Source organism: Sinorhizobium fredii USDA 205 (genome assembly GCF_001461695.1).
In the GTDB taxonomy this organism is placed as follows: Bacteria; Pseudomonadota; Alphaproteobacteria; order Rhizobiales; family Rhizobiaceae; genus Sinorhizobium; species Sinorhizobium fredii.
This window is the reverse complement of the sequence record NZ_AUTC01000139.1, coordinates 47,330-60,604: the sequence shown is the minus strand read 5'-3', so window position 1 is coordinate 60,604 and position 13,275 is coordinate 47,330. Positions and strand designations below refer to the sequence as shown.

Genomic DNA, 13,275 nt, shown 5'->3' with positions numbered 1-13,275 from the left:
ACTGAAACCCGATGCAGTATAACAAGACGCGGGACGCCAAAAATGAAAAGTTGGGCCAACCTCGAAACTACCAAAGCGCTTGAATATACACCCACACAGAAGGCGCGTGAAGGTCGAGTTCTCATCAGAAGCTGTGTCCAACCTTTGAGCGTGATCCTCTATCTCGGGTTAGTCTTGGTGTCGGTGGTGCCGACCAAAGCCGCATCATCGGTGGAGCTTGACACGCGAAACATCGCGCCACCGACCATCGCAACGGCGCTTCGGGAAGCCTATCAGTTGCCAGTCTGGATCGAGGGCATGCGAGCTGGGGATACGATCTCGGCAAACGCTCTGAAAACGCCTGTTGAGCGTGAACGCGCAAGGCTGAGACGGCTCATGGTCGAGCTCGGATATCTGGATGCGCAGGTCGCTCTGGAGCGTTCCAGCACCGGACTGGTTCTCCGCCCGTCGCTGGGTAAGCTTTATACTGTAGGGGCTGTGCTCCTAAAGGGGGTAAAGCAGCAGGAACTCGATAGAGGGGTAATTGACGAACTTGCATCCATAATCGACGACTATATCGCTAAACCCGCCAGCGCTCAGGCTGCGGACAATCTCGGCAGCCGCGTCCTCTATCGGGTCGGTGAGGTCGATTTTGCTCTGGCACAGCTCCGCAATGTGGAGTGGATCCGCTCCGGGAACGGTGTTGTGACCGCCCTCGTGCACCTCGACGCTGGTCCAAGATTGCGTTTTGGCACAGTGACGTTCGAAGGCTTGCGCCGTCTGCGCGAGAGCGAAATCAAGCGCCTCATCCCCTTCAGGCCCGGAGAGCGCTACGAGCGCGGCAAGGTAGAGGAGATGCGGGAAAGGCTTAAAGCCCTGGCCAACGTCGATGCTGTCAACATTGGCACAGCCAGAGGAGACGATAGGGCAACGCTCGACCTCACGGTGCGCTTACAGGAAAGACCGACGAAGCCCTCATTGCCACAGCCCCAGGGAACATTCGGCTTGGTTAGCGGGGTGGCAACCCTGACGGGGTTGGCACTCATCCGGATCGCCGCCCATGTGGGTATTTCCCCCAGTCGATTGCGTCCGTTCATGTGGATGACCACCGCATGCGCCCTGACATTTGCGGGTCTCGCAATCCATAGACTGGCCTATTTCCTGTAAAAAGCGTTGGCTCAAATTCTCCCTATCATGCTCCAGCACGATCGAAGCAGCAGCGGCGCCGAGGAGAGCAGCTGCAATGCGAGCAGCACGGCATCGGAGCCAAACCCGCCAGCCGCTAGCGGCCCGCAACTGCCCACCTCGATTCAGCCGTCTGCTTTGACACCCAGGCTAAAGTCCTGGGTCGGGAGCGGTAAGCCTGTAAACGGAGGCCAAATCGGAGTGATCGGACCTTGGTCCAACGCGCGCAGCTAAAAGTCTGAGACAGGTTGCCCAATGGCTAGTGCGACACATAATTGTGGCGAACGTCGGAGTGCAATCGGAGCTACAGCGATGCCGGACCGTAGATGGAAAGATCGGCTTGTCGAGCTGGGTTGGAGGGTCGCATCCGGCCCCGGAGCGACAGCTATTTACATCACAGCGGCCATGTTGACCGCTGCCCTTGCGAGCGCGACGACCGGTATTCCGGCATATGTACTCGTTGCGGTCGCGGTTGTTCTGGTGCTGCTCGCTGACCCACCGCAGAAGATTCGAAAGTTCCGACAGCAACAGCGCCGGCGACATAACGGACTGCGGTCCCGGTCGGCCAGCCGCAAGCCCGCAATGGGTCCCAGGGCAAAGGCTCGATAGTCGCTTCACGCCACGCTCCATTCCTCAGTGGAAGGAAAATCGTTTGTCCAGCAACTTGCCGGCACGAAGGAGGCCAGATCCGATAGACTCGCACGTGGGGCAAAAAATCCGTATGCAGCGCCTCCTGTTGCACATGTCACAGACGGAACTGGCCAAAGCACTTGGCGTGACTTACCAGCAGGTGCAGAAATATGAAAACGGCCGCACCAGGGTCAGCGCGAGCCGGCTTCAAGCGATTGCGAATGTGCTCGAAGTACCGCTTACTTTTTTCTTTGAGAGCTCCGCGAGCGACCACAGCGACGACGCTGGGCTGGGCGCTGGCAGATCGATGGTAGAGTTTGTCTCGAGCCCGATGGGACTTGCTCTCAATCGGGCCTTCTCGCGTATCGCAGACGTGAGGGTAAGGCGTTCGTTCCTCGGATTGGTGCAACGGCTTGCTGAGGATGATGGGACGCACACAGGAAGCTTTGCTTCATTGCCGCCGGGTCAGTAGGGCGAGTAAAACGCCAAACGCCAGCGACGACATGATCCACAGGATCGTCCAATAGCCAGCGCTGCTCATCGGGGATAATTTAACGGTTGTGGCGTTCCGTACGAACGAGCCCCGGAGCTGACGAGGGATTCGTGGGCATGCTCTGGAGCCCCCCGTGCACCACGCCAACTGGGGCGGCCAGCCGGCGTGGATTCGCAGTAGCATGGGATGATGTTGACCTGCAACAAATTCAAGCCGAAGGCATTGCTGGTATCGTGATCGAGAAAGGCCGGGTTCAACCCGGCCTCCTGAAACCAATATCTTGCAAGCGGGCCTTAAGCGGGCTGCAGGTTGTCCGCCGACATTTTGCCCGACTTGCGATCCTTCACCAGCTCATATGTGATCTTCTGGCCGTCGTTGAGGCCGCGCATTCCCGCCCGTTCCACCGCCGAAATGTGAACGAAGACGTCGGCGCCGCCGTCGTCCGGCTGGATGAAACCAAAACCCTTCGTTGCGTTGAACCATTTTACCGGACCGGTCGCCATAATCTCTTCCTTTGGTCATTCGCTTGGCAGAAGCACTGCCGGCACAATATCGGCTGATCGCCTGATCAAGCGCCTTCCGTCCGCTTCGCCTTCTTCTTGGTAGGTGTGACCCCGTGCCCGCTGGCAGCACTCTTCTGCGGCTTCGCGGTCTTTCCAGTCGGTTTGGCGACTTTCTTCGCCTTGACCCCGACCGTCGACGCAGCTTCAGCATTCGATGGCGTATTCGCCCCGACGCTTGCGCCATCCAGCCTGGTCGACCGAATCTCCTCGGAGGCCTGCAGCCAATGCTGGAGGCCGTTCCCCTCGGGACGCCCCGCCCGCTCCCATAACTCGTAGGCCCGCTTCCTGATCAGTTCTTCCTGGCTCGTCCTCATGGCACACGCTCCTTGTCGAATGAGGGCTGGGAGAAATGGCGCTGTCGGCTGATCTGGTGTCTGCGGGCGAGTTTAGGTTGGATGAGGCGCACCGGCAACCCACTTCAGACGGTGTGCTGGTCGGCTTCTAACGCGCTTTCGGCTCAACGCTCTCCTGACTTTACGCGCGGAACAAACCCTTTCGCATCCACGTTCCCGATCGTCGAAGGATGTTGCGCCTCTATGCCGCGCAACTTTGTGAGAGTTGAGGCCGCGTCGTGGCACCGAGAGCAAATTGGAAGGGCTATCTGAAGGTCGCAGAGGTAAGCTGCCCGGTGGCGCTTTACACTGCAGCCTCGACCTCGGAACGAATTGCCTTTCACACCATCAACCGTGCGACCGGCAATCGTGTTCACCGGCAATTCGTCGACAGCGAAACGGGAAAGCCGGTCGAAAAGGACGATCAGGTCAGGGGATATGAGGTCGGATCCGGCGATTACGTCGTGCTTGAGCCCGAAGAGATCGCCGCCGCCGTCCCGGAGAGCGACAAGACCCTGTCGGTCTCCGCCTTCATCGCCTGCGGCGATATCGATGACGTTTATTTCGACAAGCCCTACTACCTTGCTCCGACGAAGAGCCACGCCGAAGACGCGTTCGCTCTGATCCGCGAGGGCATGCGAAAGAAGAAGGTCGCCGCCATCGCCCGCGCAGTCCTATTTCGGCGCGTGCGCACGCTTCTGATCCGCGCCTACGAGGACGGACTGATCGCCACGACATTGAATTTCGACTACGAGGTTCGCTCAGCCAAGGAAGCGTTCGACGAAGTGCCGGATCTGAAGATCGAGGGCGAGATGCTCGAGCTTGCGGAGCACATCATCAAGACCAAGCGAGGCAAGTTCGATCCGGCAAACTTCGATGATCGTTACGAGGCGGCACTTGCCGAACTGGTCAAGGCGAAACTCGAGGGCAAGAAGATCGAACCACGCAAGGAGCCGAAGCGCGAAAAGGTCGTGGACCTGATGGAGGCATTGCGGCAGAGCGCTGGCGTAGCCAAGAAAGCGAAGGCGACCACCCAAACCAAGAAGAAAACGACCCGCGCGACGAAGACGAAGGAAGCGTCGCCGCGCCGCAAGGCGAGCTGAGCCATGGCTCTCGAAATCTATCGACAAAAACGCAACTTCGGATCGACTCCTGAACCGAAGGGCCGCAAGGCCCGCCGCTCCGGCAGCAGCTTCGTTGTCCAGAAGCACGACGCCACACGCCTTCACTACGACTTCCGCCTGGAGATGGATGGGGTCTTGAAGAGCTGGGCCGTCACCAAGGGTCCGAGCCTCATCCCCGGCGAGAAACGCCTTGCCGTTCACGTCGAGGATCATCCTCTCGAATATGGAGATTTCGAGGGCACGATCCCAAAGGGAGAATATGGCGGCGGAACCGTGATCCTCTGGGATCGCGGCACCTGGGCGCCGATCGGCGACGCTGATCGGGGCTACGCCAAGGGGCATCTCGACTTCGAACTTAATGGCGAAAAGCTTGGCGGGCGTTGGCATCTGGTCCGGATGGCCGGCAAGCCGCGCGAGAAACGGGAAAACTGGCTGCTGATCAAGGGTGACGACGAAGCGGCCAGATCGGAACAGGACCCCGACATTCTCGAGGAGCGGCCGGAATCGGTTCTGACCGGTCGCGAAATCAAGGATGTGGAGGGCGAAAAACCGGGCTGGTCATCGAAGACCGGCAGAATACGCAAGAAGACCCGCGCCACGACGAAAGCCACTTCGCAACAAGAAGAGCGCCAAGCTGCTACCAACGTTCCCGACGCCGCCAGAATCAAGGGCGCCAAGGCTGCCCTTTTGCCGGACTTCGTCGAGCCCGCATTGGCCACGCTTGTTTCTTCAGCCCCTGCCGGCGAACGCTGGCTCCACGAAATCAAGTTCGACGGCTACAGGCTGCAGGCGCGCATCGAAGCCGGCCGCGTCAAGCTTCTCACCCGCAGCGGTCTCGACTGGACGAAGAAATTCGGAAAGACCCTGGTCTCGGCATTACAGGCGCTGCCGGTCGGAATGGCGCTGATCGATGGTGAAATCGTCGTCGAAACCAGCTCCGGCGCGTCCGACTTCTCGGCCTTGCAAGCGGACTTGAGCGAGGGTCGCAGCGATCGCTTCCGCTTGTATGTGTTCGACCTTCTTCATTTCGATGGCTACGACCTTAGCTCTCTGCCGCTCACCAAACGGAAGGAGCTGCTCGGCCGGCTGATCGCCAAAGACGACGGCATCATCCGATTCAGCAGTCATTTTGAGGAGGAGGGCCGCCTGGTCCTCCGTCACGCCTGCAGACTGAGCCTTGAAGGTGTCGTATCGAAGCTGCGCGACGCGCCCTATCGAAGCGGCCGGAACAAAAGCTGGGTCAAATCCAAGTGCTCGGCGCGTCAGGAATTCGTGGTCGCCGGCTACGTGCCGTCGACCACGTCCAGAAAGGCGATCGGCTCGCTGGTGCTCGGCGTCTACGATGGCGACAAGCTCCATCATGTCGGGCGGGTTGGCACGGGGTTCACTGCCGTGCGCGCCGAGGACCTCTTCAAAAGGCTTGACCGCCTGAGGACCACCGAGATCCCGTTTGCGGCGCGGCTTAGCGCGGAAGACGCGCGGCAGGTCCGATACGTCAAGCCCGAGCTCGTCGCCGAGGTCGAGTTCAGGGCCTGGACCGCCGACGGACATTTGCGCCATGCATCGTTCCGGGGTTTGCGAGAAGACAAGCTTGCCCGCGACATCGTACGGGAGGTGACCAAGTCTGCGACTGCTCTGCCTAAGCCGCCGCGCCGGACCGTCAAGCTCACGCACCCGGACCGGCTCTACTGGCCGGATGAGGGGGTAACGAAAGAGGGGCTCGCCGACTACTACGCCGAAATCTGGCGCTTCATCGCGCCGCATATCGTCGGGCGCCCATTGGCGTTGGTCCGATGCCCAAACGGCATTGCCGGCGAGCAGTTTTTCCAGAAACACGCCTGGAAAGGCCTGAACCCCAATATCGTGCTCGTCAACGATCCGAAGGAACCACCTGACGAACAGCTCTTGAGCATCAGAGACCTCGATGGCCTGACGGCGCTCGTCCAGTCAGCCGTTCTCGAAATCCACCCATGGGGATCGACGGTGGCCGACTGGGAAAGGCCGGACACGATCATCATGGACCTTGATCCGGGCGAGGACGTGCCGTTCGAAGCTGTTATCGGAGCCGCTCTCGAGACGGCAGACCGGCTGAAAGGGGTCGGCCTTGAGCCCTTCGTGAAGACATCCGGCGGCAAAGGGCTTCACGTGGTGGCCCCGTTGAAGCCGAAGGCAGAATGGCCCGCCGTCAAAGCCTTCACCAAGTCGATTGCCGACGCGATGGCCTCCGACAGTCCCGACCACTTCGTGTCGACGATCACCAAATCGAAGCGCCGCGGCAAGATCCTGGTCGACTATCTCAGAAATCAGCGCGGAGCGACTGCGGTCGCAGCTTATTCGACGCGGGCGCGACCGGGAGCTGCCGTATCGATGCCGCTCTCCTGGGATGAACTGGCCCCTGGCATCGGCCCGGCCTACTTCACGGTGGAGAACACGCCGACGCGGCTTGCATCTTTGAGCACCGACCCGTGGCGGGATTTTCACGCCGCTGCCGTTCCACTGCCGGAGCCGAAGAGCAGACGAAGGAAAGTCATCTGATCGTGGAGGCAGGGGCACGAGCGGTCGCCTTGTTCAAATCGGTGAAGCCAATGCCGTCGCATCTGATAAAGAGAGCAGATTACGATGCCGAGACGCGGACGCTATCGGTCTGGCTCCTGACCAACGACAAGCGCTACGATTACGAGGATGTGCCTGTCGAGACCTATGCCGCGTTTAGAAGGGCGTTTTCGAAGGGCCGCTTTTTCAACGCGCATATCCGCGACCGTTTCAGGTATCGCGTCTCGGAGCCCGACGCATCTCCATGATCCGGCCCCTAGGTTTTCGTCTTCTTCTTTTCCGAGCTGATGCTTTTGCGAAGCGCGTCCATGATGTTGACGACGTTGCTGGGGCGCTCCTCTTCTTGTGCCATTGCTTTGGCCGGCCGTTTGCCCCCTTTCTTCTTGGCGGAAATGATATCCAAGAGACGGGCTTGCACGGGGTCGCCCACCATGTCGGGGTCCCACGGCTTGCTGCGCTCTTCGATCAGGGTCGTCACGAGCCGCATCAGTTCGGGATCGTTTTCGCCTTCGTCTATATTGCGGAAGTACTCTTCCGGTTGCCTAACCTCGTCGCCATAGCGCAGCGTCCAAAGAACGATCCCCTTGCCTCTCGGCTCGAGCATCACGGCGCGCTCACGACGATACATGACGAGGCGCGAGATCCCGACTGTACCTGTTGAGGCCATAGCATCGCGGATCACCGAGAAGGCTTCTTCACCGACCGGGTCGTCGGGCACGAGATAGTGCGGCTTGTCGTACCAGATCCAGCGAATGCTGTCGGCTTCCACGAACATGTCGATATCGATGGTACGCGTGCTCTCCAGACCGACCGCATCGAGCTCTTCGTCCTCCAAAAGCACGAAATCGTTCTCGCCGCGTTGATAGCCTTTGACTTCGTCATCTTCGTCAACAGGTTTGCCGCTCACCGCATCGACATACTGGCTGACGACGCGATTGCTGGTCTTGCGGTTGAGCGTGTGGAAGCGAACCTTTTCATTCTCGGTGGTCGCTGGCGTCATCGCCACCGGGCAGGTGACGAGCGACAGTTTCAGGTAGCCTTTCCAGAATGAGCGGGGCGCCATAGTGCGAGGCCTCGTTGAACTTGGTAGCTTCGATCAATCGAAACGGCCCTAATGCGAGTTAGTTCCTAACGCTGCAGGACGAAGTCGCGCCACAGCCGCTGCCAGAGCCAGTGGGCCGCCCGAATCCTTTTGAGAGCCCGGCCGCAATCGGAAGAACGAATACGAGGGAATCGGGCGCTGATGAGATTGGTCCGGCAGGGACTTTGCGCAACGCACTATGCTCAGTGGAGCGGCCAGAGAAGATCGACGCAACGTGGGCGTGGCCATATCGGTACGACGCGACAACAGATGGTGCGTGTATATGCAGCACGAGTACCGAATTCGAACCAGATCTCATTTGGTGCGTTATGAGAGCACCAAAATGCGGAGAGCCAAATGTGAATCACTTTCTTTTTCGAATGGCTGATTTTCTCTCTCGCCCGCCCGGCTTTTATTTCGTGATCGTGGCGATGATTGTCAGCACCGCTCTGGTGCCGTTCGGCCTCACCAACGTCGTCACCTATGCACTGTCGGTCCTAGCGATCTTGATCACCGGCGTCGTGCTGATCCAAGGCTATCGCGACACAGCGGCTATCCATGCCAAGCTCGACGAAATTATCGTGTCGATGCGCGAGACCCGCAATGAAGTGGTCGGTCTGGAGCACGAACAGCCGGAACACATCGCAGCGGCAGTCCAGCGACTTGAGGCGGAAGCTGACGAGCAGGGCAGAGCCAACAGAGAGACCGCTGTATAGCGGAGCTGTGAGTGCGGTTTCCCACCGGCACCAGCCCGGCGAAAAAATCGCATCCTGAACTACGAGAGTCGCGCCACCGCGAGATTTGAGCGGACTGGCGGCCCGAGCTTGCAATTTCCGATCATAAGGCTTCCGTTCTTCGGAGTTCGGCCGCCTCGCCGACCGGCTGCTCCCAACTTGCACCGTCCGGGAACTTTTGGGTTCCTCCTCGATTTGGCGGGTGTCGGCTCTCGGAGGAAGTCCGCCATGAACGTAGGAGATGAAAGAACTGTTTCCCTGTGGGCGTCGGTCACCGTCGCGCCAGACGCCGTTCCACTCACACGCGATGAGCAAGTTGATGTCGTTGTTGTCGGCTCCGGGATTGCCGGCCTGTCGGTGGCCTACGAACTTGCCCTCGCAGGCCAACGGGTGGCCGTTATCGATCGCGGCTCCATCGGCAGCGGTATGACTGCCCGCTCCACCGCGCACCTGACTTCGATATGCGACGATTATTTTTCCGAGCTCATTGCGCTGCGAGGGCGTCAACTGGCGCGGCTTTTTTACGAAAGCCAATCCGCAGCAATCGACCGTATCCAGTCTGTTCAGGAGACGGAAGCAATGGCCTGCGATTTCAGGCGTCTCCACGGGTTTCTGTTTCCATCGTCCGCAGGGCAGGATGGTACGCTTGAGCGCGAGCTGGACGCCGCACGGCAAATCGGCGTCGCGGTCGAAAGAACCGTCGGTCTGCCGTTTGAAGGGTTCTCCACGACACCTGCCCTTCGATATGCCGGTCAGGCGACATTTCATCCTCTCAAGTATTTGCAAGGGCTGGCGGCCGGGATCCAGAGACGCGGCGGCGCCCTTTACTCGGACACCGTCGTTGAAAAGGTCGAGGAAACGGGTGGCGGTGTCCGAATGGCAACATCCTCCGGCTTTGTCGTCACCGGAAAATGGGCGGTCGTAGCAACCAACTCGCCGATCAACGATCGCGTCGCAATTCACACCAAGCAAGCACCTTATCGAACCTATGCGATGTCGTTCGAGATCAGGGCTGGTATGATCGCAGATGGGCTCTACTGGGACACGGAAGACCCATATCACTATGTTCGCCTGCAACCCGGCGGCGGCGAAGGGCATTTTCTCGTTGTCGGCGGGAAGACCATAAGACGGGCGCGGTTGACGACGCCGAAGAGCGCTTCGCGAACCTGACGGCCTGGTCCAGGCGTCTGATCCCCGATCTGGGCGCCGAGACCCATCGATGGTCGGGGCAGGTCATGGAGACGACCGACTACGTGGGCTTTATCGGCCGTAATCCCGGCAACGAACGGGTATTCGTGGTGACAGGCGATTCCGGCGAAGGCATGACCCATGGCGTGGTAGCCGCTCTTCTGATCCGAGACGTCATTGTCAATGGCAGCAGCTCTTGGCAAGAACTTTACGAGCCGTCCCGCAAGACCACACGGGCAATCGGCGACTACCTCAGGGAGAACGCGACGGCGATCAGGAATTTCGCCGAGTACATCGCTCCTGGAGAACTCGATTCCGTTGAAAAGCTGGGACCGGGAGAAGGTGCAATCGTCCGAGAGGGCCTCACCAAAATCGCGGCGTTCCGTGACGAAGACGGCACGCTCTACAAGCGCTCGGCAAGTTGCACACACATCGGCTGTCATGTGCACTGGAATTCCCTCGAACGGTGTTGGGACTGTCCGTGCCATGGATCGCATTTTGCCGTCGATGGCACCGCACTGAACGGTCCGGCTGTGTTTCCCTTGGCTGGCCTAATTTAGTTGCCAAACCAGCGTTTAAAGTATGATGAATCAGAAACCCCTAAAAATTTGTTGTCTCCAATAGACTTTGGGATAATATCCTTTCGCTGACACACCTTTCTTGAATTGCCGTTAGAGATTTTGACATTGGCAAGGGAAGGAGTATTTCCGTGTCGAAGCTTAATATTGCAAATAGACACAGTTTAAACATGCTAAGCCCGGATCGCCTGATCCGGGCTTCCTTGGTCTAGTGAAACGTATTTTCCCTATCTTGTCTCAGCTCCGATCGGGCCTTATCGCTTCTGCAACCTACGCCCGCCGGCGCTGGTTGGAACAAAGCCTCGGTTACGTTGTGCCAGGACATAGTCCCTCGGTCGCGCTTTGTGGCAAGTCACGTGAAGACGATGTGCGAAATTTTGATGATGCATTCGGGCGATAACGCTATGCCATGTGGGCGCTGGCTTTCTGCCCAGGTTCTCGACGCGTGATCCGCGGATTGTTTCGCGACTTCGTTGCTTGCCGCGCTTTCGGAACCAACGAATTCGCTTCGGCGCCCGAACGGTCGGCTTCATGACGCGCAGTTGTTTGAGCCTCTTTGTAAGCGTGGCGTGATGGCCGCCTACCGGCGCTGCCCTGGAGTGGGATAGTGTCCACCAAGTGCTAAATGGACACTATGGCGGTAAATGTTGTCGCGGAACTAATCCCAACCAGGTCGCGAAGTGGCGGCCCGACTTGAAGTCCGTAGGTTCTCTCATCGAGGAAACCAATGCGGTGGCGGTGATGACACGAGCGAAAAGGACGCTAGCAACACTTCGTCTTGGTCAATACCGGGCGAGGCTGGACGCGGCGTGCCTGAGCAGAGCAGCGGTAGCGGAGATCGACTATCACCGGGGAACCTTTATTGAACAACGCTGCGTCTGCGGTGTCAGGCGATGGCGTTTCCCCTGAACGCGCCCGCCTTCAAGCCGCTTGCGGCGGCGCAGGGATGGGCGCGCGGCGAGGCCGTTTCCGGAGAAATGGCCAGGAACAACTGGCCGCTTGATCCGTTCACAGCAGGTTGTTCGATAGGAACACCGACCAGTGAGACGGTGAGTGCGCCACAACCTCATATATGATTGCATCGTTGTGGGTGGAGGCCCTGCGGGCCTCGCGGCAAGCGTCTATCTGGCGCGCCTCAATCGACGTGTGGTCGTCGTCGACAAGGGGAATAGCCGCGCTTCGCTGATCCCGCGCTCCTACAATCACCCAGCCTTCCCGGATGGCGTGCCCGGTCAGGTGTTGCTTGACCGTATGCATGAACAAGCCAGCAGGTTCGGGGTGGAACACATCGCAGGCCGTGCCGATCGGTTGGAGCAGATCGATGACGCCTTTCGGTGCATAGCGGCCGGCCAAAGCCTCCAGAGCCGTGCAATCATCTGCGCGACGGGCTTGGTCGATGTTCTTCCGCCCTGGCCCCATGCAACGGAACTCGTGCGAAATGGCAATCTCAGGGTATGCCCGATCTGCGACGGGTACGAGATCGGTGGCGCTCCTGTCGTCGTCATCGGCAACAGCCGGCGGGCGATGAAGGAAGCCGCGTTTCTACTGTCGTTCACCGATGACGTGACGGTGGCGACGTTGGGCGCCGAACTGGAAGGCCTAAGTCCCGCGGACCTTAAACAGCCCATTCGGCTGGTCACTGCACGGTTGACCCGCCACAGGCCGGTTCCCGAAGATCGCATCGCGTTGGAGTTCCATGATGGGACAATGATGGAGGCGGTGGCGGTCTATTCGGCGCTTGGCTGCAGGCCCCAGTCGCTTCTTGCGCGGGCCCTGGGAGTGAAGCTCGACGAAGAAGGGCGCATACCGACCGATCAACATCAGCGTACCGATATCCGCCGCTTTTACGCGATCGGCGATGTGGTGACGGGTCTGAACCAGATGGGCGTAGCCATGGCTCAGGGGGAGATCGCCGCAGTCGCCGCGCATAATGATCTGACGGAGACTTTCAGCGATCGTTGAGCGGGCTGCGTTTGACGGCGTCGCTGCATTCCAGCTGCGCTTCGATGCATGCTGCGACGAAGGCGTTTTTCGCGGATTTCCTATCGTCCGAATGGCGCAATGCAGCAAGTCTCAATTGCTCGAGCCTGCTGCACTACATAGCTCGGCCACTCGTTCTCCAGGAAATCCAAGGCATCGTCGCAGAACTGGCGCGGCATACCGTTTTGCAGCGCCACCCACGCGACCGCGCAACCAATACCTGCGCCTTGCCGAAGGCAAACCATCAGGAGCCATCGACGGCGTAACGATTTCTTCAGCGCTATCTTCCATGTCGCTGCGCTCGTCAAGGTTATGGAGGGCCAGTTGCACAATTCTCGAGCCCTCGCGAACGAACGCGCGAATGGCCTCGTCTCGCGTCACCTTCAGTTCATCACAGGCGAGAGCGAGCGCCGCCTCAATGTCCTCGTCGAAGGTCATCGGTCGATCGAGTGACGATAGCCCCGCCGCGGAACTAAACTCCGCGTCGCGGGTTTGTGAAGATCATCCCGATCTTCAAACGAGGTAACTCCATGAAAAATATGATTATTGTCGCGGCAGCGTTGATAAGCGCTGCGGCCACGGCGTCGCTCGCGCAGACGACACCTTCGCCGGAAGGAAACACGCCCGCAGTCGCGACGCCTGACTCGCAGAACCCGACGGCCCCGGTCGAAGGTGCAAATAGCTTCACCGAAGCCCAGGCGAAGGAACGGATCGAAGCAGCCGGATACACCGAGGTCAAAGGACTGAAGCTCGATGACAAGGGCGTGTGGCAGGCAACGGCGATGAAGGACGGCAAATCCGTTTCCGTCGCTCTCGACTACCAGGGCAACGTAACGGCGTTGTAGGCCGCCAACG

Annotated in this window: 12 protein-coding genes and 2 pseudogenes; 9 read left to right on the top strand and 5 right to left on the bottom strand. The window is 59.4% G+C overall.

From position 1 onward, the window contains the following. Window positions 1–42: 42 nt before the first annotated feature. Together N181_RS16410 and N181_RS16405 are read left to right on the top strand one after the other, a co-directional pair. Complete coding sequence (locus N181_RS16410; RefSeq protein ID WP_037434085.1) at window positions 43–1,146, top strand: POTRA domain-containing protein; 1,104 nt, start codon at window positions 43–45, stop codon at window positions 1,144–1,146. A gap of 670 nt (window positions 1,147–1,816) precedes the next feature. Further along, entirely contained in the window at window positions 1,817–2,266 is a 450-nt protein-coding gene (locus tag N181_RS16405) for a helix-turn-helix domain-containing protein (protein ID WP_037434083.1), read from the top strand. A gap of 314 nt (window positions 2,267–2,580) precedes the next feature. Here N181_RS16405 and N181_RS16400 read toward each other — a convergent pair whose 3' ends face one another. Continuing rightward, window positions 2,581–2,790, bottom strand: a complete 210-nt coding sequence (locus tag N181_RS16400; RefSeq protein WP_037434081.1) for a cold-shock protein — start codon at window positions 2,788–2,790, stop codon at window positions 2,581–2,583. Window positions 2,791–2,855: 65 nt separating this feature from the next. Then, on the bottom strand, window positions 2,856–3,164 hold the full coding sequence (locus N181_RS16395; RefSeq protein WP_037434079.1) for a DUF2934 domain-containing protein: 309 nt from the start codon (window positions 3,162–3,164) through the stop codon (window positions 2,856–2,858). A 257-nt stretch (window positions 3,165–3,421) separates the two neighbouring features. Between N181_RS16395 and ku (N181_RS16390) the strand changes: the two genes are divergently transcribed. The 3 genes from ku (N181_RS16390) to N181_RS16380 are packed head-to-tail and all read left to right on the top strand — an operon-like array spanning window position 3,422 to window position 7,107. Next, the gene (ku, locus tag N181_RS16390) at window positions 3,422–4,285 is read left to right on the top strand and encodes a non-homologous end joining protein Ku (protein WP_037436081.1); all 864 of its coding nucleotides are present in this window, start codon (window positions 3,422–3,424) and stop codon (window positions 4,283–4,285) included. Window positions 4,286–4,288: 3 nt separating this feature from the next. Beyond that, on the top strand, window positions 4,289–6,841 hold the full coding sequence (gene ligD / locus N181_RS16385) for a DNA ligase D (protein WP_037434078.1): 2,553 nt from the start codon (window positions 4,289–4,291) through the stop codon (window positions 6,839–6,841). A gap of 50 nt (window positions 6,842–6,891) precedes the next feature. After that, window positions 6,892–7,107, top strand: a complete 216-nt coding sequence (locus tag N181_RS16380; protein ID WP_037395537.1) for a KTSC domain-containing protein — start codon at window positions 6,892–6,894, stop codon at window positions 7,105–7,107. An 8-nt stretch (window positions 7,108–7,115) separates the two neighbouring features. On the opposite strand, the gene ku (N181_RS16375) is transcribed toward N181_RS16380, so the two are convergent. Continuing rightward, window positions 7,116–7,922, bottom strand: coding sequence for a non-homologous end joining protein Ku (gene ku / locus N181_RS16375; protein ID WP_037395528.1), 807 nt, complete (start codon window positions 7,920–7,922; stop codon window positions 7,116–7,118). A gap of 377 nt (window positions 7,923–8,299) precedes the next feature. On the opposite strand from ku (N181_RS16375), the gene N181_RS16370 reads away from it, so the two are divergent. Both N181_RS16370 and N181_RS16365 read left to right on the top strand, forming a co-directional pair. Continuing rightward, complete coding sequence (locus N181_RS16370) at window positions 8,300–8,656, top strand: low affinity iron permease family protein (protein WP_037434076.1); 357 nt, start codon at window positions 8,300–8,302, stop codon at window positions 8,654–8,656. 246 nt (window positions 8,657–8,902) lie between these two features. Next, window positions 8,903–10,422: pseudogene (locus N181_RS16365) on the top strand (FAD-dependent oxidoreductase). A 662-nt stretch (window positions 10,423–11,084) separates the two neighbouring features. Here N181_RS16365 and N181_RS31870 read toward each other — a convergent pair. Beyond that, window positions 11,085–11,180: pseudogene (locus tag N181_RS31870) on the bottom strand (transposase); the annotation flags it as partial. Window positions 11,181–11,493: 313 nt separating this feature from the next. Here N181_RS31870 and N181_RS16360 point away from each other — a divergent pair. Then, the gene (locus N181_RS16360; protein ID WP_037395540.1) at window positions 11,494–12,402 is read left to right on the top strand and encodes an NAD(P)/FAD-dependent oxidoreductase; all 909 of its coding nucleotides are present in this window, start codon (window positions 11,494–11,496) and stop codon (window positions 12,400–12,402) included. A 111-nt stretch (window positions 12,403–12,513) separates the two neighbouring features. On the opposite strand, the gene N181_RS33200 is transcribed toward N181_RS16360, so the two are convergent. Continuing rightward, on the bottom strand, window positions 12,514–12,858 hold the full coding sequence (locus N181_RS33200; protein WP_153451912.1) for a hypothetical protein: 345 nt from the start codon (window positions 12,856–12,858) through the stop codon (window positions 12,514–12,516). 92 nt (window positions 12,859–12,950) lie between these two features. Between N181_RS33200 and N181_RS16350 the strand changes: the two genes are divergently transcribed. Beyond that, window positions 12,951–13,265 (top strand): PepSY domain-containing protein, encoded by a 315-nt coding sequence (locus N181_RS16350; protein WP_037395542.1) that lies wholly within the window; start codon window positions 12,951–12,953, stop codon window positions 13,263–13,265. The last annotated feature ends 10 nt before the right edge of the window (window positions 13,266–13,275 follow it).